This window comes from Dyadobacter sp. 3J3, assembly GCF_009801115.1.
In the GTDB taxonomy this organism is placed as follows: Bacteria; Bacteroidota; Bacteroidia; order Cytophagales; family Spirosomataceae; genus Dyadobacter.
The window spans coordinates 880,270-901,118 of sequence record NZ_VTOL01000001.1; the positions used below are offsets into that span (position 1 = coordinate 880,270).

Annotated in this window: 19 protein-coding genes and 1 pseudogene; 9 read left to right on the top strand and 11 right to left on the bottom strand. The window is 38.8% G+C overall.

Going from position 1 to position 20,849, the window contains the following annotated elements; all coding sequences use genetic code 11:
* Positions 1–481 precede the first annotated feature (481 nt).
* Together FZF08_RS03760 and FZF08_RS03765 are read left to right on the top strand one after the other, a co-directional pair.
* The gene (locus tag FZF08_RS03760; RefSeq protein WP_159467256.1) at positions 482–874 is read left to right on the top strand and encodes a hypothetical protein; all 393 of its coding nucleotides are present in this window, start codon (positions 482–484) and stop codon (positions 872–874) included.
* 91 nt (positions 875–965) lie between these two features.
* Entirely contained in the window at positions 966–1,589 is a 624-nt protein-coding gene (locus tag FZF08_RS03765) for a response regulator transcription factor (protein WP_159467257.1), read from the top strand.
* Between the two features lie 78 nt (positions 1,590–1,667).
* Here FZF08_RS03765 and FZF08_RS03770 read toward each other — a convergent pair whose 3' ends face one another.
* From FZF08_RS03770 to FZF08_RS03785, 4 genes are all read right to left on the bottom strand, one after another.
* Positions 1,668–2,285: a hypothetical protein gene (locus FZF08_RS03770; RefSeq protein WP_159467258.1), complete on the bottom strand. Its 618-nt coding sequence runs from the start codon at positions 2,283–2,285 to the stop codon at positions 1,668–1,670.
* 39 nt (positions 2,286–2,324) lie between these two features.
* Positions 2,325–3,557 (bottom strand): efflux RND transporter periplasmic adaptor subunit, encoded by a 1,233-nt coding sequence (locus FZF08_RS03775; protein WP_159467259.1) that lies wholly within the window; start codon positions 3,555–3,557, stop codon positions 2,325–2,327.
* 9 nt (positions 3,558–3,566) lie between these two features.
* Complete coding sequence (locus FZF08_RS03780) at positions 3,567–7,907, bottom strand: CusA/CzcA family heavy metal efflux RND transporter (RefSeq protein WP_159467260.1); 4,341 nt, start codon at positions 7,905–7,907, stop codon at positions 3,567–3,569.
* Between the two features lie 94 nt (positions 7,908–8,001).
* On the bottom strand, positions 8,002–8,322 hold the full coding sequence (locus FZF08_RS03785) for a DUF6660 family protein (protein ID WP_159467261.1): 321 nt from the start codon (positions 8,320–8,322) through the stop codon (positions 8,002–8,004).
* Positions 8,323–8,439: 117 nt separating this feature from the next.
* On the opposite strand from FZF08_RS03785, the gene FZF08_RS03790 reads away from it, so the two are divergent.
* Together FZF08_RS03790 and FZF08_RS03795 are read left to right on the top strand one after the other, a co-directional pair.
* Positions 8,440–8,781 carry a type II toxin-antitoxin system RelE/ParE family toxin gene (locus FZF08_RS03790; protein ID WP_159467262.1) on the top strand — a complete coding sequence of 114 codons (342 nt, stop codon included), beginning with the start codon at positions 8,440–8,442 and terminating at the stop codon, positions 8,779–8,781.
* Between the two features lie 4 nt (positions 8,782–8,785).
* Entirely contained in the window at positions 8,786–9,112 is a 327-nt protein-coding gene (locus FZF08_RS03795) for a helix-turn-helix transcriptional regulator (protein ID WP_159467263.1), read from the top strand.
* A gap of 21 nt (positions 9,113–9,133) precedes the next feature.
* Here FZF08_RS03795 and FZF08_RS03800 read toward each other — a convergent pair whose 3' ends face one another.
* Genes FZF08_RS03800 through FZF08_RS03810 form a run of 3 tightly spaced genes read right to left on the bottom strand, consistent with a single transcriptional unit; the run spans position 9,134 to position 12,561 of the window.
* Positions 9,134–10,714: a glycoside hydrolase gene (locus FZF08_RS03800; RefSeq protein ID WP_159467264.1), complete on the bottom strand. Its 1,581-nt coding sequence runs from the start codon at positions 10,712–10,714 to the stop codon at positions 9,134–9,136.
* 17 nt (positions 10,715–10,731) lie between these two features.
* Positions 10,732–11,904 (bottom strand): glutathionylspermidine synthase family protein, encoded by a 1,173-nt coding sequence (locus tag FZF08_RS03805; protein ID WP_159467265.1) that lies wholly within the window; start codon positions 11,902–11,904, stop codon positions 10,732–10,734.
* A gap of 45 nt (positions 11,905–11,949) precedes the next feature.
* The gene (locus FZF08_RS03810; RefSeq protein ID WP_159467266.1) at positions 11,950–12,561 is read right to left on the bottom strand and encodes a hypothetical protein; all 612 of its coding nucleotides are present in this window, start codon (positions 12,559–12,561) and stop codon (positions 11,950–11,952) included.
* A 238-nt stretch (positions 12,562–12,799) separates the two neighbouring features.
* On the opposite strand from FZF08_RS03810, the gene FZF08_RS03815 reads away from it, so the two are divergent.
* Both FZF08_RS03815 and FZF08_RS03820 read left to right on the top strand, forming a co-directional pair.
* The gene (locus FZF08_RS03815) at positions 12,800–13,258 is read left to right on the top strand and encodes a HEPN domain-containing protein (protein WP_159467267.1); all 459 of its coding nucleotides are present in this window, start codon (positions 12,800–12,802) and stop codon (positions 13,256–13,258) included.
* Positions 13,240–13,536: a hypothetical protein gene (locus FZF08_RS03820; RefSeq protein ID WP_159467268.1), complete on the top strand. Its 297-nt coding sequence runs from the start codon at positions 13,240–13,242 to the stop codon at positions 13,534–13,536. The genes FZF08_RS03815 and FZF08_RS03820 overlap by 19 nt, the downstream gene beginning before the upstream one ends.
* Before the next feature lie 87 nt (positions 13,537–13,623).
* Here the strand turns inward: FZF08_RS03820 and FZF08_RS03825 are convergent, their stop codons facing one another.
* Together FZF08_RS03825 and FZF08_RS03830 are read right to left on the bottom strand one after the other, a co-directional pair.
* Entirely contained in the window at positions 13,624–14,910 is a 1,287-nt protein-coding gene (locus FZF08_RS03825) for an aminotransferase class V-fold PLP-dependent enzyme (protein ID WP_159467269.1), read from the bottom strand.
* Between the two features lie 107 nt (positions 14,911–15,017).
* Positions 15,018–15,800, bottom strand: a complete 783-nt coding sequence (locus FZF08_RS03830) for a M23 family metallopeptidase (protein ID WP_229216402.1) — start codon at positions 15,798–15,800, stop codon at positions 15,018–15,020.
* A gap of 120 nt (positions 15,801–15,920) precedes the next feature.
* Here FZF08_RS03830 and FZF08_RS03835 point away from each other — a divergent pair, with 120 nt between their 5' ends.
* Positions 15,921–16,892 (top strand): aldo/keto reductase, encoded by a 972-nt coding sequence (locus FZF08_RS03835; RefSeq protein ID WP_159467270.1) that lies wholly within the window; start codon positions 15,921–15,923, stop codon positions 16,890–16,892.
* Positions 16,893–17,202: 310 nt separating this feature from the next.
* Positions 17,203–17,514: an isoamylase early set domain-containing protein gene (locus FZF08_RS03840; RefSeq protein WP_159467271.1), complete on the top strand. Its 312-nt coding sequence runs from the start codon at positions 17,203–17,205 to the stop codon at positions 17,512–17,514.
* A 344-nt stretch (positions 17,515–17,858) separates the two neighbouring features.
* Here the strand turns inward: FZF08_RS03840 and FZF08_RS03845 are convergent, their stop codons facing one another.
* Complete coding sequence (locus FZF08_RS03845) at positions 17,859–19,193, bottom strand: transposase (RefSeq protein ID WP_159467272.1); 1,335 nt, start codon at positions 19,191–19,193, stop codon at positions 17,859–17,861.
* A gap of 160 nt (positions 19,194–19,353) precedes the next feature.
* Positions 19,354–20,280, bottom strand: a complete 927-nt coding sequence (locus tag FZF08_RS03850; RefSeq protein ID WP_159467273.1) for a hydroxypyruvate isomerase family protein — start codon at positions 20,278–20,280, stop codon at positions 19,354–19,356.
* A 343-nt stretch (positions 20,281–20,623) separates the two neighbouring features.
* On the opposite strand from FZF08_RS03850, the pseudogene FZF08_RS03855 reads away from it, so the two are divergent.
* Positions 20,624–20,849 (top strand): annotated as a pseudogene (locus FZF08_RS03855) (IS110 family transposase); the annotation flags it as partial.

Here is a 20,849-nt window from a genome sequence, read left to right on the forward strand (position 1 = left end):
ACATGGCTTTTTTTATTTGCCCCCACTTGATATTCCTCTGTGCCTTCTATCTCAAATACAGGCCATTAAAACAGATCTCTATGTTTTAATATAAAATTTCTATTTCTTATTTAGCAGATTCAGCGACAAAAACAATAGAAATGACATAGAGATATTTCTACAAAATGAAAATTTGATCTCGACAAATACATCTAAAAATCTCCCTTAGATTTGGTTTAGTAATAAGCACTATCACAAACAATTTAACACACACATCTATGAGAAAAAATAAATACTCACATCCGGCTGCGCTGCACACACACTAATGCCAGAAACAAGAGCTATTTGAACCACATTCATTTGTGATTCAAATAGCCCCTGGCAAAATGAAATTTACCTTACCCTCATCAAGGAATCCTGTCATTGATCTAAGCTGCCTTCAACCACAGTCATCTTTTTGTAAATAACGGTGTCCCGAACTTTAATAAAAAATTAGACCGTTATGAAACGACTTCTTGCTTATGACCTGCAAAGCAACACGCACACCAAACTGGTTGATATGTTACAGGTATATAAAGAAGAAGTATGCATAGAAGAAGCCGTAGGCATTAGCGATGTTTTCAGGAAACTGGCATTTGGAAAAAAAACACCTTTGACAGAAGATGTTAATAATTTGCTAATTGTCCGCCTCAATGTTCCGGATATGGAGGTTCTTGATTTCCTGGGTTATCTCCAAAAAAGCAAACCGGCATTAAGAATCATCCTCTACACTTCTGAAAGTGGTGAATGGCTGGAAAAACTTAATCTGATAACGGGAAAACCAATAATTCCCGGAAGTATCATTGTTACAACTAAAATTAACGAAGTCGTCCGCAATCTGCTACTATCCAATTGAACCCACAATAATGGTTAACAGCAGTAATGATTGACAGCAAAAATTACGAAAAGAGTTATTCAATTTCCAAACACTTATAATCAGCACTAAAATGACACGCATATTAATTTTAATTAAAAATGACTTTTTCAGACTGGGTATCGCCGCTTCCATTAAAGAATATGTGAGCAACGTATATATTGAAGAAGCAGATAGCTGGGAAAGTATCCCCACTGTTTTGAGAAAATCCTATTTTGATGTACTTATCGTTGACATTCGCCTGTCTAATCTAACGAATTTAAATAGTTTTGAAGGAATCAGACGGATTCAGCCTTCCGTGAAGATTCTTGTCCTGGGAGAGGAAAATGAAAAAGTATGGGCTCTTCCTTATCTAAAAAAGGGAGTTGACGGAATTTGTCTTAAAACGATGTCAAAACATGAATTCCAGTCTGCATTTAATACGATTATCAAAGGCAGGAAATATATGGACGACGGGCTTACAGATTTTTTATTGAAAGGAATCGTTGAGAACGATCTTGTAAATTTACTTTCTGTTCGTGAATCGGAAATTATGCAATTGCTTTTAAAAGGATTCCGAACTGCCGAAATTGCCCGCGAATTAAAACTAGCACCTTCCACGATCAGTACGGTAAAATTTAAAATTTACCGTAAAATGCAGGTAACCAATGTAGTAGACCTTATGAATAAGGTTGAAGCATTTCAATCTATTGCATAAGTACGATAAAATAAAGGCTGTGAAAATATTATAAGCTAAGTTCCTTTGCACAAGCATTTGGAACTTAGCCTTATTATATTAATGAAGGAAAAAAGTAATAATACCGACCAGAATCAGAATAACTCCGGTGATCCGCTTTTCATTGTGTTCAATAAAATGAGTGTCTACCAGATGAATTCCCTTAAAAGCAAGCATCACCAGACTTATAATTCCTACAATGCTGGTAATCGCATAAGCAGCAGCGAGGAGTAAAACGCCTTTTACTCCGAAAGCCCCCGCAGAAAGAAATAGGCTTTCTACTTCCAGACAAGGTGATAAAAACATGATTCCGACTAAAATAAGAATCCACCGTGTCCGTGATTTCTCATACTGTTTTACGTCTTCCTGCGCGCCGTGATGATGATGAGGAAGGTTGACGGAAAAGTAGATCAAACCAAAAATAATCAGCAGAACCGGTGCGATGATATCTACGAATTCATTGTATTTCCCAGCCAGCCTTGTTCCGATAATTCCCAGAATTATACCCAATGCTACGGTGCCGGCAACATGAGCTAATGCTATAATAAAAGCAACACTTAACAGCTCAGGACGCTCCCATTTTTCAGATTTCGCCACTGCTACCAATGGAAGCCAGTGGTTTGGAATGAGCGCGTGCACCAAACCTAATAATACTGCTGCTGTAATAATACTGTACATAATTTCCTCCTTTACATCTTATCAACATGTTAACAAAACTTAATGTTCATGCCCACCACCTCCATCACTTTTAAGGAGATGACTTTGAATATAATAAGCTCCTTTTAGAACAATTTTAGCATTTTTTTCCAAAACCTGTAAGGGAGTCACCTGAACATATCCCAGTTGGGTTGTCCCCGATTTTACTTCTATTCGCTGGAAATGATATAACTTTTCAACGCTCTCGTTTTTCTCCGGTTCCGCCTTTTCATCTTCCAAAACAAAAATAAATTCCCGGCCATCCGCTTTGATTACGGCATCGACGGGTAAGGCATTTACTTTGTTTTTACCAATATCAATAAGTGCATTTACATACATTCCAGGAATCAGTATCTGCTTGTCGTTCAGTATGTCAGCATGAACGGCGACGGATTTCGTCTCATTCTCGAAGGCCTTTCCTACACTAAAAATCTTACCATGAATTTCTGCATTATCCTGATTTGTCAGGACAAAACGAACCGTTTGATCCGGTTTTACCTTTTGCAAATCCTTTTCATAAACGAGTAAATCTACATGCATTTTCGTATTATCAACAATACTGAAAAGCGAATTTCCCGGCTGGACATTACTTCCGATCTTGATATTAACCTCCGTGATATAACCAGAAATTGGAGCCGTCACAGCAACCGTTGATACAATATTCCCCGACCCGGATACATTGATATGCAGTATATTTAATTGTTTTTGAAGAGAATTGTAACGCGCCTTTTCGGTTTCAAAATCTGCCTTCGTTTTTTGAAAAGCCTTTTTCGCATTTACATTTTCGTCCGACAATGTTTTTTGTCTTTCAAATTCAGCAGCTAAAAACTCGGTATTGCTTTTTGAAATAAGAAAAGATTCCTGAAGTCTGGTAAATTCCGGACTTTCCAAGATAGCAATGGTTTGTCCGGCTTTAACGAACTCTCCTTCAATCACTCTGATCGACTTAACAATACCCGCCATAAAAACAGAAACGTCTGCCTGATTTTGTGGAGGTAATTTGGTATACCCATTGGCATTGATTACTTCGCTCAAATTTTTACTTTCAAATGTTCCCAGTACAATATCGGAAGCGTCATATTGTGCCTGTGTAAGTGCTACTTCCTTATTTTCCGGTTCCTGGGTCTTTTCTTCAGTTTTAGGTTTTTCCCGTTCCTCCGTTTTTTCGTCAGAGGTATTTTTACAGGAAAACAGAAACTGCACTGCCAAAAATGCCAGCAAAATATTAAAATATATAATGGTTTTCCTTTTCATGATTTTCAACTATTGATTTAATAAATATTGCAGGCTCACAAAAGCCTGGTTGAAATCTGCAATCGCTTTCAGATAATTTATATCAATATCAAGCGCTGTCTGAATGCCCTGAAGGTATTCTACATAGGATATTTCACCACTCTGATAACTTTTGGAAGCATTGATAGAAATCGTCCGTGCGTTCGGAATAGCCGAAGTTTGGTAATATTCGATCAGCGATTGATAGGTATAAAGCTGAGTAAGCTGCTGCTGATATTGATTTTGAAGCTGCGACTGAAGATAGTCCAGATTTTTTTGTTGAAGCTGAATATTGGTTTCCGCAGCCCGGACTTTTGATCGGTAACTCTTTGAAAAAACCGGAATTGCAATACCAGCCTTAAAACCCTGAAAACGCGGGACGCCATTATAATTAATATTCCGCCCGCTAATATCCTGGTTCCCGGTAAGCGACTGAATAAAGTATCCGGCTGTAAAATCTGGCATTAGCAACGCCTTTTCCAGGTTTTTGTTCGCTTTCGCAATCTCCACTTGCTGTAATGCATGAAGGAAAACGGGATTTTGATTGATGGTTAATGTATCAAATAAAGAACCAATCGGTATGGCCGAAAACGCAGTATCACTTATGACAAAATCAGTTTTAAGATTACTAAGCAATCTGATTTTTGATTTTTCTACTGATATCAAACTTTCATTTTGTTTAACCCGCTGCTGGATTTCCTGTTGTTTGGTAATCGCCGTTGTCTTTTCCAGCAAATTAGTTTCACCGGTTTGAAATCTCAGAGAGGCTGCTTTTACAAATTGGCCAAGAATACTATCCTGCTTTGTCAACGAATTATTCAGCTTTGTCAAATACAAAAGCGTCGACCAGTTTTGCCGGATTGAGAAGGTAATTTCCTTTTTAGATTGTTCCAGTTTGATCTGACTGCCTTTCAGATTACTGGTTAAAACTTCTTTCCGCGCTCCATATTGAAATGGGCTAAAAGTCTGGGAAATTTCATAATTCTGGTCAAAAGCTTTGGTATTATACTGCCCGAGCATACCACCAATATTCGTTTTTGGAATATCAAAAGCAGTTCCTCTTAACTCAGATTGCATTTTTATTTCCAGTTCTCCCGCAGAAATAAGCTGATTGTTTCTCGATCCTAATTCAATTGCCTGTTGTAAAGTCAATTTAGGAACTGACTGCGCTTTGGTGTCAAATCCGATCAAAAACAAAATAATCACAGCGGCTATACCGGATTTCTTAATTTTTAAATTACTTTCGAGATACCAGTAAAGAATTGGTAAAACAATCAACGTCAGCAGAGTAGCACTGATTAAACCGCCAATCACTACTGTTGCCAACGGTTTTTGCACTTCAGCACCGGCGCTTGTGCTTAACGCCATCGGGAGAAAACCGAGCGAGGCTACGGCCGCAGTCATCAATACAGGACGCAGACGCACACTTGTTCCTTCCTTAATCCGCTGCATGATATCTGATAATCCTTCGGATTTCAGCTGATTGAAATAACCAATTAAAACAATTCCATTTAACACCGCAACACCAAACAACGCAATAAAACCAACACCAGCCGAAATACTGAAAGGCATATTCCGAATCCACAAAGCAAATATGCCGCCGATCGCAGAAAAGGGAATAGCAGAAAAAATAAGCAGCGACTGGCTGACCGAGCGAAAAGTGAAAAACAGCAATACAAAAATCAGAAGCAAAGCCACGGGAACCGCAACGGCCAAACGTTCATTCGCCTGGATCAGGTTTTGAAATTGTCCGCCATACGTTACATAATAACCAGCAGGAAGACTTAATTTTTGATCCAGTTTTTGTTGAATTTCTTCAATCACACTTTTTACATCACGGTCACGAACATTAAATCCGACCACAATTCTTCTCTTTCCATCTTCCCGGCTGATCTGCATCGGGCCGGGTTCATATGCAATATCGGCAACCTGTTCCAGCGGAATTTGACTGCCGGATGGAAGTGATACAAAAAGTGTTTTCAAATTAGAAATATCCTGCCGTTTTTCCTGGGCCAGTCGAACAACCATATCAAAACGTTTTTCACCTTCATAGACCACACCAGCCACTTCCCCGGCAAAACCGGTCCGGATCACCTTGTTAAGATCACCAACATTTAGTCCATATAAAGCCAGCTTATCCTTATTGTAACGAACCGTTATTTGCGGCAATCCGGCAACTCTTTCCGCTTTGGCTTCGGTAACACCTTTTACGTCCTGAATTATTTTCAAAACTTCATCGCCCTTGCTAACCAGCATTTCAAGATCTTCCCCAAAAATCTTCACGGCCACATCACTCCTCACACCTGTCATTAACTCGTTGAAACGCATTTGAATAGGCTGAGAAAACTCGGTAGTAGCGCCAGGAATTGCTTCCAGTGCTTCTGACATTTTGTCCATTAATTCTTCCTTCGTTTTCGCCGAAGTCCAGTCTTTTTTATCTTTCAAAATGATAATCATATCGCCTACTTCCATCGGCATCGGATCGGTCGGAATTTCGGAACTGCCAATTTTGGTCACGATCATTTTTACTTCCGGAAATTTGGCTTTCAGAATTTGTTCTGCTTTTGTAGTTGCTTCAATTTCCTGGGACAGTGAACTTCCGGGTGCAATGACCAGATTTGTAGCGATATCACCTTCGTCGAGCGTTGGAATAAATTCACCTCCCAGAGAGTTGAAAATGAAAGCCGAAATTGCCAGAAGAATCACAGCAACTGACAATACTAATCCTTTAAATCGTAATGATTGGGCTAGTAGCGGTTGATAAATTTGCTGAATAAAATGAATGATCTTGTCACTGATATTGATTTTATGGCCCGTTTGTTTTTTCAAAACCAGCGCAGTCATCATGGGAATATAGGTAAGAGAAAGAATGAACGCACCCAGGATTGCAAATGAAACCGTTTGTGCCATCGGACCAAACATTTTGCCTTCAATACCCACAAGTGCCAAAATCGGCAGGTATACAATCAGGATAATAATTTCTCCAAAAGCAGCGCTGCTACGAATTTTCGCAGAAGCTTCGTAAATCTCCGCATCCATTTCCTGCGATGTTAATTTCCCTTTGACACTAATCTGCAACCTGTGAATAATCGATTCAACGATGATCACAGCGCCGTCAACAATCAGCCCAAAATCAATAGCACCAAGCGACATCAGATTTCCGGAAACACCAAATAAATGCATCATACTGACTGCAAACAATAACGAAAGAGGAATAACCGAAGCCACAATTAAACCCGCCCGAAGATTTCCGATCAGTAGAATCAAGACAAAAACGACAATTAAAGCACCTTCCAGAAGGTTTCTTTCAACCGTTCCAATGGCGCGGTTAACCAGTTTTGTCCGGTCAACAAAAGCTTCAATGGAAACACCTTTTGGCAAAGATTTCTTAATCTGTTCCATTTTTTCCTTGACCCACGAAACTACTTCGGCGCTGTTTTCGCCTTTCAGCATCATCACCATTCCGCTTACTTCTTCCCCTTTTCCATCTTTTGTTACGGCCCCATATCGAATACTACTGCCGATTTGAACGGTGGCAACATCACGGATTAAAATCGGGATTTCATTTTTTGTTTTGATTACGATTTTATTGATCGCATCAATCCCGTTGACCATTCCAATTCCACGGATAAAATAAGCGTATGGTTTTTTGTCAATGTAAGCGCCGCCGGTATTTTCATTATTCAATTCCAGCGCATCCAGAATTTCGGCGATGGTAGTATTCATCGCTTTCAATTTATCCGGTTCTATCGCGATTTCGTATTGTTTCAGACTTCCGCCAAGGGTATTAACTTCTGCCACGCCTGGCGTTCCGATCAACTGCGGACGAATGATCCAATCCTGAATTGTTCTTAATTCCGTAGCTGAATATTGCTTTTCAAAACCTTTTTGAGGAAAAACTACATATTGATAAATCTCGCCGAGCCCGGTACTTATCGGCGCCAGTTCCGGGTTTCCCAAGCCTTTCGGAATTTTACTTTCTGCCTCTTTCAGACGTTCCGAAATCTGTGCGCGGGCCCAATATATATCCGCATTTTCTTCAAAAACAATCGTAACAACACTAAGTCCAAAGCGGCTTACCGATCTTAATTCTACAATTTTGGGAATTGATTTTACAGCCAGTTCGATCGGATAGGTAATAAATTGTTCAACTTCCTGCGTTGCCAGCGTGGGGGAAGTTGTAATGATCTGTACCTGATTATTGGTAATATCAGGCAGTGCATCAATGGGCAAATTGGTAAGTGAATAACTGCCAACAGCGATTAGTGCCAGCATAAATAGCCCTATAATAAATTTATTATAGATACTGAAATGAATGATTTTATCTAACATGAAAATTTAAATTGCCAAATAACAAACAGGCGAAATTTCTACATGAAACCCAATGGCTCAATAGCACAAAATTTTACCAAAAAATAAGATGTTATCAGGCAATCTTCGGCGGCTGCCAAATGGAATAGGAAAGTTCCGGGCGGAAACAATCAGCGTAAACAGGAAAACTTACCGCAGCAAAAACAACTTTTGGAATCTTAATTGTTGCCACTGAATATTGAAAAAAAGTGGACGCTGCACAACAGCTGCACGTACAAAAAGGCGTACAGGATTCCGTTTCATGCGAATGGTCCTTATGTTCCGCAGAAGCAGAAATTTTCAGCTCATCTTTCCCAATACATTCTAGCCCATCCCCGCACGGAAAGCACGATAATAGTAAAATGTAAAGACTTAATATGAGCTTGAATATTTTCATTGGGCGCAAAGATAGGGAATGGGGGTTGATAAATCGAATTCAAATTTGGAATACTTATTTGAAATGTAACAATAAGTTTCTAAATTTAGAAACTTATTACTTTTTGCTAATAACAATTTGCAATACTTTCACACACGATTCCTTGAAGAAGCAGATCATTTTCTGGCCAGCCTTAATAGAAAGGCAGTTCGAAAAATATTTTACAATATTGACCTTGCTCAACAAACCAATGACCCCAGACTTTTTAAAAAGTTACAAGGTGATATTTGGGAATTCCGGACACGATTCGAAGGCCAACAGATCCGGCTTTTAGCATTTTGGGATAAAACAAATGAAGCGACAACATTAGTTTTTGCCACGCACGGTTTGATCAAAAAAGTGGATAAAATGCCTACAGGCGAAATTCAAAGAGCAATTAAAATCAGAACAAAATACTTTGAAAGTAAACTTAAAAAATAACGTTATGGCAGACAATGAAATGAAATCGTATTCGCTTGCCGAGATGAAGGATAAATACATCGGTAAAGCAGGAACATCAGAAAGAGAAGACTATGAATACGAACTAAGAATGGATGTTTTGGGACAAATGATTAAAGTTGCCCGCAAGGAACGAAATTTAACACAAGAGCAACTTGGGCAACTTGTTGGGGTTCAAAAAGCTCAGATTTCAAAGTTGGAAAGTAGTGTCAATAGTGCCACTATTGATACTATTTTAAAAGTTTTCAAAGCATTAAATGCGAATATATATTTTAGTATAACATTGGAAAATCAGCATTTAAAATTGGTTTGATAAGATTCCAAACTACACATTTCACTCGACGACCATCGTAACCACCGACCGCGCGGGCAAAATTACCTCATCTTTTATTTTTTGAACAGGATAAGATTTAAGATTATCGCCTTCCAGAGCACTGGTAATATATTTTGTCAAATTTGAGGATTTAATCGCATTGACAAGGTCAAGCTTTATGTGTTTTTCTGATGTTGAATAATTAATTGCAACAGCGACAACTTTACCTTTGTCACCCACGTAAGCTGAAAACATTACATTTTGTGCAGCTTCCAAATCGGTTATTTTATCACTTCGGTCAACAATTAATCTTTGCATCCCGGGACGAATAAAGAGACTAAAATTGCCAAATGACCACAAACCTTTGGTTTGAAAATAGTCTCCGTCTGTGTGTTTTTCATTTGGTTTTAAAGCAATCAGAAAATAACGCGTGTCAAAATCCGGGCTTCCTGGTTCGTAAGAATTCCATAATTGCCAGGCAGAAGCATTTCCTACAACCAGATCATTGTGAATAACTTTGGCAAGAAACAGTGCACAATCGATCGCTGAACGTTTTCCTTTTGTTCCTTCCCGAAATCCATCGGCTAACATGGAATATTCAGTTTGCCAAAATTTTACATCATATTTCCTTGCAGTATCCGCGACATTTTTTCTGATTTGCACCAAACTGCTATCTCCATTTTCCGTAAAATAGCTATGCCCGCCAATGAAATCAGACATATTTTTCAGATTTCTCACTTTCAGCTTGCTATCTTTTCCAAAAAAATTCTGAATCTGACGGTTGGCATTTCCTGAACCTGCGTATAAATAATTTAACATTCCGGCTTCCACAAGCATGATTTTGGAAGAAAGTTTTTGTGCAGTTAAAGCACTGTCCAAAGCAATAGTCACTTTATAGATTTCTTCATTCTGCCACGAAGTTCCTTCCTGACTTGCCTGTCCGGGTTTATTCGACCAATCCCATTGCGGCTCGTTGACAGGACTGATGTAATTAAAATGTAAATTTTCTGTATCAAAATGTTTGATCACGTCCGCCAGAAAACCGGCATATGCACCGTATTGATCCGGTTTTAGATTTGATTTATAGTCTTTTTCTGTTTTGAAACCGCGGCCATTTTGAGTGAATTGTACCGGAGGCGTGTTTGAAAATGCGATCAGGTTTTCGACTCCATACTGTTTTGCTTTTTTGACAAACCATACATAGCCAGCTTGTTTATTCCAGTCATAGCTGCCATCCGGATTTTGAAATGATTCCACCCTTTTCCGAAAATCCTTGATTCCGCTACTATCGCCTTGCTCCGCTGTTCCTCCGCCTACGTTAAACCGCCATGCAGAAAGTCCTATACCTTTGGGATTACCCTTGTCGTCAAAAGATTTGCTAAAAAGCCATTCGGCAATTTGTTCCTTTTTCTGTTCCGGCCAATATTTTCCAATTCCTTCTGAAAACCAGCAACCGGCAGCTCCAAAATTTTCAATAACCTGCGCCCTATTTCCTGTATCAATTTTAAAAATAATGGGCTGTTCTTTTTCCTGTGCAGAAGATTTTAAGTCAAAAGCAAGAACCAGCGAAAACACGGATAAAACAGAAAAAGCAATCTTCATAATAAAATCAGAGCCAGTTACTCAACGATATGTCCTACAAACTGAGCGGTATTATCAAGTATTTTTCCGCCGCGCCGAAAACCTAAGGCGCAAGGCTCTCCCGCATAAAACACGCCTGCCTGATAAGAAAACCCCTCTTCATCCTTCGGGAACTCTACATATTCCTGATAAATCCTTTTCTGTCCATCATAGTCTCCATCCACTTTTTCAAGCACTTCCCCTCCCCTTTCAATGATCGAAACATTGGCTCCTTCTCTTCCAAAAAGAACTTTACTAACCGATTTTTTATGTGGAATAACATATCGCTCCGTTTGCAGCAAAAGCGGATGATATGGAAATAAATCCCACAAAATTTTAAGAATATATTTTGATTGAAACAGTAAGGTATAAGCTGGATTAAGAATTACAGCCAACCGATTTTTAGCAATTTCTGTCAATAAAACCGTCAGTTCTGGTTCATCTCCTCCTATATATTCCCAGGGAACAAGTTTAAACCAAAAATCATAACGAACGAAATTTCCCGAGCCCGAGCTATCCTGTTTAAAAACACCTTCTTTCGAAAATTCAACTTCTTCGATGTATGCAAAGTCAACATCAAAACCGGCCTCTTTGGCTGCTTCCGACAAAATATTCACATTCGTATCGTCTTCCGGAAAACCACGCATGGTTGAGAAAAGTATAGACGCGGTCAGGTCAGAATTGACTAGTTTTATGTACTGGAACTGTTTGACAAGTGTTTCATACAAAGTATTGAACTGATGAGAATCGTCCTCATTATTTGTCCGCAAATGCGCCCATTGCACCACTGCACTTTCTGGCAGACAAGTAGCAGTATCAGCATTAAACTCTATCAATTTTACGGGTTGCCCGTCAAAACCTCCTGCAAGATCAAAACGACCGTAAAGATGTACATTCCGGTCTTCTTCCCATGAAAGTTTTACAAGCTCAACCAGATTAGGAGAAATCCCCATTTCATCAAAAAGCTGATTATCAATAGCATACTGACCTGCTTCAACAAACATATCATAAAGTGTTGCGGCGGCTTCGTAGTATTGGGTAGCGATATCTTCATTAACTACGACAACATCTTTTACCAGATAAGGCGTTGTATCCGTACCCAGCATCCAGTTCCAGCCTAATTTTTGAAGCGCACTTTCAGGAGTTTTTGGGAGAGACTTTAATTTTATCATATTATTAGCAAGATTAGGTTTTCAGATTTTTTTCAAAAACTGAAATCAACCTCCGCTTCTTCCTGATGAACGGCCAAAAAATCCACTTCTTCCACCGGAAGGACGCGTAGTAACCACTCTTGTAGATCGCGATGCGGTAACATCATTTACTGCACTTTGCGATTTACTAAAAACGCCCGGACTGCTGTAAACACTTCCTCTGGAATTGTTTTGGTCCCGGTACGTATTCATATAACTGTTACTATTATTTCTTCCCAGCATATATCCCATTCCTCCATAAAGAAGCATACTGGAAAGTCCGCTGTGATGGCCGACATAGGACTGGTTGTTTTGTATATCTTTATCGATCAACGCTTTGGCGGCTGTTGTGCTTAGAGAATCGGTATGTCCGTCCAGGTAAGTTACAATGGCAAGGGATTTATCCGCACCAACACTTTCCTCGTCTGTAATTTTAAATTCGCCTGGTTTTATTTCTTTAATATGCGAACGGATTCCCTTGGAATAAGTAGTTTCTTCATAACTGTAATCCGATTCATCGTCATTTGACGAACAGCTGCTTAGCATGGAAGTTCCTGACAAAATCGCCAGAGTCAATGCGCTACTCAGTGTTATATCTTTGGCTCTTTTGATGAAAGAACCTTTACGTAGTTTGGTCATAGTCGATTTGGTTTTTTAACTAAGGCTTATTCCCAAATGTAGCCCTTTATCAAATCGAAGTAAAGAAGTATTGGTTTAATGGTTAAATGATCTTATCAGAAATACGAAAATGAGATGAATGGTTTTTCATTTTTCAATAAATAACGTGTAAATATGAAAAGTTTGAATATCAACATTTTATCACGGCTAGGTATTTTAAAATAATATAACTTGCTATTAGTTCTATCCGTTTTTATTGATGACAAATCCTCTTGAAATAAGAAACCTAGCAAAGCAACGCCTGAAAGAGGCTAAAATTCTTTATTACAACGGCATGTGTGATGGAGCATTTTATCTTGCCGGGTATTCCGTAGAGTTAATGTTAAAAGCGAAGATTTGCGAAAAACTTGGCATCCCCAATCTATTTGACGAAACCAATAAAGACGTCAATCAAATAAAAGGAATTGGAGAAATTAGGAAAACGCTGAAAACGCATAATCTTTTCATGCTATTAATTTTTAGCGGATTGAAATTAAAGTTTGATAATGACAAAGCAAGCAACTACGACTTAGCAAAAGCTAATTCTTTATTATTTAACGCATGGGACGAAACTGCGAGATATAAGCCGTGTGGCTATATGCTTGATAATGATGTGGAAAAGTTGTTAAATTTACTATCTGGAAATAACGGTATACTGACATGGATAGAAGAGAATTAAAAGAACTGCTGAAACCATTTATCGCGAAATGTGCCGATTATGGTAAGCCGTTATCTGATTTATCTATTGAGGAGGCATATCCTGGCGATAATTCTACTTCTTACATCATTAAGGTTATGGCTCCGTGGATTAATGACATGAGTTGTTTTAGTGCGATAGACATTCTTTTTGATATACTTTGGGAAACTACGGATGAGGAGATCAGAAAAAAAGTATTCTCAATTCAAGTGGTAAATGATAAAGAGGAATTACAGCTTAATCCCGAATTGATGTATTAGATCTCAATCTTTAACAAAATCATAAGTAAAATGCCGGTGATCTGAGATCAACCGGCATTTTTGATTATTTTAAAATATTTTAATGATTTACGCTTTCTTCGAAATCTTCTCCAAAGCCCCAACCAACCTATCCAAATCACTAATCTTGGTATAAACATGTGGCGTTACTCGTACACAGTTTACATATTCATAACTAATTGGCGTTGTGTGGATTTTGAAATCCGTGAACAGTTTACTTTCCAATTCACCAGGCTTAATTCCGTCAACACTGACTCCGGCAATGGCGCAGGAATATTCAGGTTTTAAAGAAGTATGAATTTTCACACCTGGAATTTGCTGTGCTTTTTCTGCCCAATATTTTTTAAGATAATGAATACGCTCTTGTTTACGTTTCGTACCAATTGCTTCCTGGAAATTAATGGCTTCCCCGATCGCTTGTTCAATACAAAAACTTCTGGTTCCCAATGTTTCAAATTTTCGGATATCGGCACTCGTAGGCTCATGATTACAAACAAGCGGCCATATTTTCGCGATTTTATCTTTTTTCACCCACATCATTCCGCTTCCCACGGGCGCACTCAAAAATTTGTGCAGACTGGTACCAAAATAATCGCATTCAAGATCTGCAATTTTGAAATCAAGTAAACCAAAAGAATGCGCACCATCAACAATCACCTCAACGCCTTTTTTGTGCGCCATCTGACAAATTTTCTTAACGGGCATAATTTGTCCAACCCAGTTAACGACATGTGTAAGATGGATTATTTTTGTATTTGGTGTGATGGCATCCTCATAAGCTTTGACAATCATCGCATCATTTTCAATGGGGAATTCAAAAGACAATTGTTTGTAAACAATTCCATCCCGAAGCTGGCGCTGACGCCATGCATTCATCATGTTTGGATAATCAAATTTCATCCCGATTACCTCGTCTCCTTTTTGCAAAGGCAAACCAAAAATCACGGTATTCAAAGCCTCTGTGGCATTTCGGTTGATCGCAACTTCCTCCGGATCACAACCGCCTAGTGCAGCCAGGCGCTGACGTAAAGGCTCGCGCCCTTTATCCATAATCCGCCACATGTAATACGAAGGGCCTTGTGCAGCTTGTCTGTTATATTTCTCCAACGCTTCCTGAACCACCAACGGAGAAGGGGAAACGCCGCCATTGTTCAGGATAATAATATCACTTTTGCTTGCTGAATACGCTTCCTGAATAACCGCCCAATAATCTTCATTATTGCCTATATCATCTTTCCAAAATTTATCAGCAGACTGAAAATCAGCAGCATGCAATTCGTTAAAAAGACTATTAGCTCCAAAGGCACCCAGGCTCAGGGCAGCACTTTTTTTGATAAAAGATCGGCGGTTGTTCATAGTTATGAAAAATTAGGAATAGTTAAGGGAGTGATTTATAAAATATTACAAATATTTTTCAATTTACAAAACCTGGCCCTTCTTTTCCTAACATTCCATACACAGGGCTATTTTTTTACTATCGAACTCATTAACCAGTCGTAAGTATCACCTGGATAAGGTAAGGCTTCACTATTTAATTTCAAGAACATTAAGTGTAAATGTGTGGGCGAGCGTCTTTTGAATGCATTAAAACCGCTTCTCCCCATTTCAGAAATTTTATCTCCGGCATTTACCCATTGTCCGGGTTCTACAAATAAAACGTTATTATGAGCATAGTAAAATAATCCGTCGAGGCATGGATCATAAATCCAAATCCAGTTTCCGCCGCGCAAATCACTGTCGTACTTCCAGTTATTTTCCACTGCCACAACTACACCGGAAGTAAATGCCAAAACCTCAACCGGTTTCCAGGTTCTGTCATCCAGATTGTCCTGATTTTTATCGTAAACAAAAAGATCATGCGCCGGGTGACTTCCTTTTACATCCATGTCAAAAAGATCAAAACCATCCGCCCGGTAACCCATTCCTCTGCCTCCAATTGATTTCTCAGGTGTATAACCTTTGATTGGAAAGACGAAATAGGTCGAATCACCCATGCGGCACGTGTCCCCGTTATGAAAAGTGGCCCTTATATTTCTAATATTTTCCTGCCATGCCCGTGCTGCCGAATCCGGTGTAATGGCGCAATCTCTTATGTCTTCCTGTATTTGCCGAAACGCACTGCAATAGGATAACATATTCTCTTTGGGCAACGTTTGTGTATTCCACCCTGCCATTCCCAAAATCAATAATAAGCCAACCAATCGTTTCATGGTACCCTCCAACAATGCTCTCCCGCTAAATAACATTTCTTTTAATAACAAACGCAGTATCTTCTAAATGTAATAAATTAAAACAAATGTATTTCAATAGCATTAAAATTGTACTATAAATTCCTTTAAACAAAAAACAACTAAACTTTAACGAAAATGCAATACCGCCGTTTTGGACGTAGTGACTGGAAGATCAGCGAGATAGGTTATGGAATGTGGGGACTTGCCGGCTGGACTGGCTCCGATGTTAAGGAAATTCAGGATTCACTGGATCTTGCAGTGGAATCCGGATGTAACTTTTTTGATACAGCCTGGGGTTATGCCGAAGGCAAAAGTGAGATGATTCTGGGAGATCTGATCCGCCGCAATCCTGATAAAAAATTATATGCAGCAACAAAAATTCCGCCTAAAAATCGTCAGTGGCCTTCAAAACCTTCATTTCTTTTGAAGGACGTTTTTCCGGCCGATTATATCGTTGAATATGCTGAGAAAAGTTTAAAAAATCTTGGTGTTGAATCGATCGATCTATTGCAATTCCATGTCTGGGAAGATGCCTGGGCACATGAAGATGAATGGAAAGAAGCAATTCAGAAACTTACAAAAGAAGGAAAAGTGGAGCGTTGGGGAATCAGTGTAAATCGCTGGGAACCTAATAATGCATTACAAACATTAGAGACAGGTTTGATTGATGCGGTGCAGGTTATCTATAATATTTTTGATCAGGCGCCGGAGGATAAACTTTTCCCACTTTGTAAAAAACTGGATATTGGCGTTATTTCACGTGTTCCGTTAGACGAAGGCACGTTGTCAGGACATTTTACAAAAGAAACCACTTTCCCGGCAGACGACTGGCGCTCTACGTATTTTGTGCCTGAAAACCTGAATACCAGCGTTGATCACGCCGAAGCACTTCGCCCGGATCTGCCTGAAAATATGTCTATGCCGGAAGCTGCTTTACGATTTATTCTTGAAAACGAAGATGTTCATACGACCATCCCGGGAATGAGAAAACTATCTCATGTAAAATCCAATATTGCTACTAGTGATGGACAAAGACTATCGGAAAATGAGCTTGAAAAAATAAAAAAACACCGTTGGGATCGTGAACCTACGGAATGGTCACAGTAGATTGTTTTTATTAATTTGATTCAAAGAAATGCTACGTGACACTAAACTGTTATGTAGCATTTTTCGTGACAATAAAGTCAAGTCTTCTAAGAATAATCCTACATTCAAATAAGTTTTCCGAAAAAAAATGAACTTAATAATAAGATTTAAATTTTAGTAAAAAGCCGCTAAAAATTGCACTGAAAGCCCTTTTTCAAATAAAATCATATAACTATTCAAAGAAAGAAAAAATTTATTATGCTGACAGTCATTTATTTGTATAATTTTTGATTGTATATTTGTCCCATCAACCAAAAAAACACTACCGATTATGGCATTAACGAAACAGTATTTGAAAAGCAAGCCCGTTGTGAAAGTAACGTTTACCTTGCCTGCTGAAGCCGTTGAAAAATCTGAAACAGTTGCACTTGTAGGCGAGTTTAACGGATGGAATCCGGAAGAAGCTATTGCATTGAAAAAACAGAAAGATGGTTCGTTCAAGGCTAGCCTTGACTTGATTCCTGGTAAAGAATACCAATTCCGTTACCTTTTAGATAACGAAATCTGGGAAAATGACTGGGAAGCTGATAAATATGTTTCTGCGGGTGTAAATGCAGAAGAAAATTCAGTTGTAGTTCTTTAATAGCTGTTAGCTGTTAGCTGTTAGCTGTTAGCTGTTAGCTGTTAGCTGTTAGCTGTTAGCTGTTAGCAAAAAAATGGCCAATAGAATCAATCTACTGGCCATTTTTATACTTTATTGGAGCTAAAAGCTAGGCCTACCTTGAAAATTCGATCAATAGCGACATTTCATCAGAAAGAACCTCGAATTTAGATGCTAAATTTTCTTCATAGCCGACGAAAACTTGGAATAATTCAACTTTTCGTCGGCTATTCTTGCGTTTATTGAAAAAGAGTCTTTAATCGAACTTAGCCTTCCCTTCTCTTGCAAATTTGAAGAGTGTGAAGGTTTGGATTTGTAAGATAAAGCTAGGCTGCTCTTTTGAGTTCTTGTTGCCTTCGTCGGCGTTTCGCTATTAATACACAGTTGGCTGTCAGTACTCCAAAAAATAGCCAAACCATTTCTGTTTCAGGCTTTCGAGCCTTAATTTTTCGAAGCAAGTATTGTTCCTTTTCATTTCCAAAGCTGCCTTCTAGACGCGTGGATCGTTCTTTATTGAGCAGTGCCTTGATTTGCTTAGTGGGTTTATCATCTTTTCCTCTACCTTTCCTTACAAAATTTGTAGTGATTTCCTCCTTGGTCGTAAATTTTCGATTTTCGTTCGTGGCGTAGATGGCATCCCCCGCCAAATGAGAGCATGAACCAAATAGATTTTTATGCTTCAATGTGCTTATTTTAAGCCTTTTGCATTCGTTAAAAGCTTTGTAGCTAACATGTTCCAGAATACTGATCCCACCTACTTGTATTTTATGGACTTTAACTCCAAACTCAACAGACTTGTTCTCTTTACCCCGAACAATAGGTCGAATATAAGGCTTATATATACTGACAATTCTCTCTTTTATTTTAACTTTTGGATAACGAAAATGATGATACTGCTGCTGATAAACCATTTTAATAGTCTTGAAAGTGGCGGCATCCTTGCCTGTTAATCCACTCGCTTTTACTTGATTAAGTAGTTTTTGATATGCATCAATGCCTTTCAATAGCAATTTTAATAAAGCACTCCTTCTGCTCTTTGTTTTCCTGTAAGACTTCTTCCTTTGCTTGCTATATACATTTGTTTTCTTCTTTTGCTCCTTGTATTTGGAACGTGGTTGACGAATGCCATGAAGTTGGCAAAGAGCTGGAATTTGCTTTTCCCAGATCCATTGACAGGCTTCCCACAAGATCTTGGTATCGGTAGGAAAACGCATGTGTACTTCATAGCAGGTAGCATCCATCAGAAGCACATTTTTATCAGGAATTTCTTTTTTCCAGGCAGAGATTAACACGTTTTGCACCGCCTGCATATCGACATGATGGCCAAGATAGCTTCTTATCTTCGACACAAAGGAATTGTCTTTAATTGATTCATTTTCAGCCAACAAAACGCCACAAAATAACTGCATCGCCCAATCCGTATTAAATCGATCCAGAAGTTTTTGATCACTCAAGCCTGTGTAATGCTTCAAAAACATCATTCCAAAGAACCCCTTGGAAGGCAACCAGGATGGTGCTCCTCTCAATGTCTTCTTTTTTGGGAGCAGCTCAACCAAACTATTCCAATCGATACAGTCATGGACGCGGCCAAGTTCAATATTCTTGAAAATATACCATTTAGACGAGTAATAAGAATCCGAGGAAAATAGAGTATTTTGCATCCGTTTATATTAAAGCTTCGTAACCTTAAGATAAACAAAACCCCGAATAATGTCAAATTTTGACCTATTCGGGGTTAATTATTTCTGCAATTGACTGACTAATAGGGACTTGTAGCTATAAAGGTCGCCCAAAGCTAATTTCCTAATCGCTAAAAGCTGCTCAGATTGTAAAGTTATCGCTGTCTACGTAAGCTTTTATTAACGTTGCTTCTCCCTCTTTTCCTTTTTGAGAATTTCCGTGCTCCATACCCAGGATGAAATTTCTTCCTTCTTTTTTGCTGCGGGTATAAATGTATTTGAAAATATTTTTATAGTTAATTTCTCCTGTAGTTGGTTCGTTTCTACCTGGTTCGTCGCCTATCTGGAAATAATCAATTTCATTCCACGTTGCTTCAATATTGTGGATTACACGCCCTTCGTTTTTCTGCATGTGGTAAATATCATACAGGATTTTACAAGACTTGCTGTTTACACCACGACAGATTTCATACGTCTGATCGGAAGTACGTAAAAACAAATTTGGCGTATCACTCAGTGGCTCCAAAACCATTACCAAACCGTTTGGTTCCAGAATTTCAGCACCTCTGCGCAACGCGTCAATGACATTTCCAGTTTGTACACCAATTGGAATACTGCGGTCGAAATCTCCCGGCACAACCGTCATCCATTTTGCATTCACACGTTTTGCTGTTTCCACTGCTTTTTTACACCCGGCAAGGAAAATATCAATATGTTCTTTTTTGTTTGATGCTAATGTATTTGCCCCGTTTCCACCTTTATCTACAACAAAAACACCCATTTCCATACCCAAACGAGTCATTTCCTTGGCTATTTTTTCCTGTTCTTCAACCGGACGGCCCATCATGCCGTTATCCTCCAAAGCCATAAAACCCTGATCAGCCATAAATTTAAGCTGATCAATCACGTCTTTTCCAGCACTGTTTTGAAACATGCCAAAGTGTGATGCGTATTTAAGTTTGAAGGTATTTTTTGCCATATTCGAAGTTGGAGTTGCAAAAGCGTCATTCGCTGCAATGGCAGCACCGGCTATTCCAAGAGATGATTTAACAAAGTTTCTGCGGAGCATGATTTATTGATATTGTTATGGTTTTAGGGGATAAAGAAAAGTTTTCTTGATTTATACCGATTTTGAAGTTCAATTTTAAGATTTCCCGCAAAGTTACCCAATAAGGATTTTTGTTTCGTGATTAATAACTTTATGAAAGCTCTCTGCAGCAAAACCGTTACTGTAATGAATTTGAATTCATCGCAAAGTTTGGTTCGGATTATTTTTTGAGTTTCAAATTGAACGTAGGAGTTCTTATAGTAGAGTAATCTCATCGAAGTAATCTGGCAGAGAGCTTTTCACATTTAAAGTTACAAACAAAATGGAAAAAGTCAATCTTGCGGGCACTTCAAAATTTATTGAAATGGCCTTAATTAATCCTAATGCCGCCGGGATAGATATAGGCGACACGATCCATGCAGTAGCAGTTCCACCGGGCCGGGACATGGAAAGTGTGCGTACCTTCGGTGCCTTCACTTGTGATCTGATGGAAATTGTTTTGTGGTTAAAAAAATGCTCTATCGAAACAGTAGCGATGGAAAGTACAGGTGTATATTGGAAAAACCTGTTCAACATGCTGGTTCAAAATG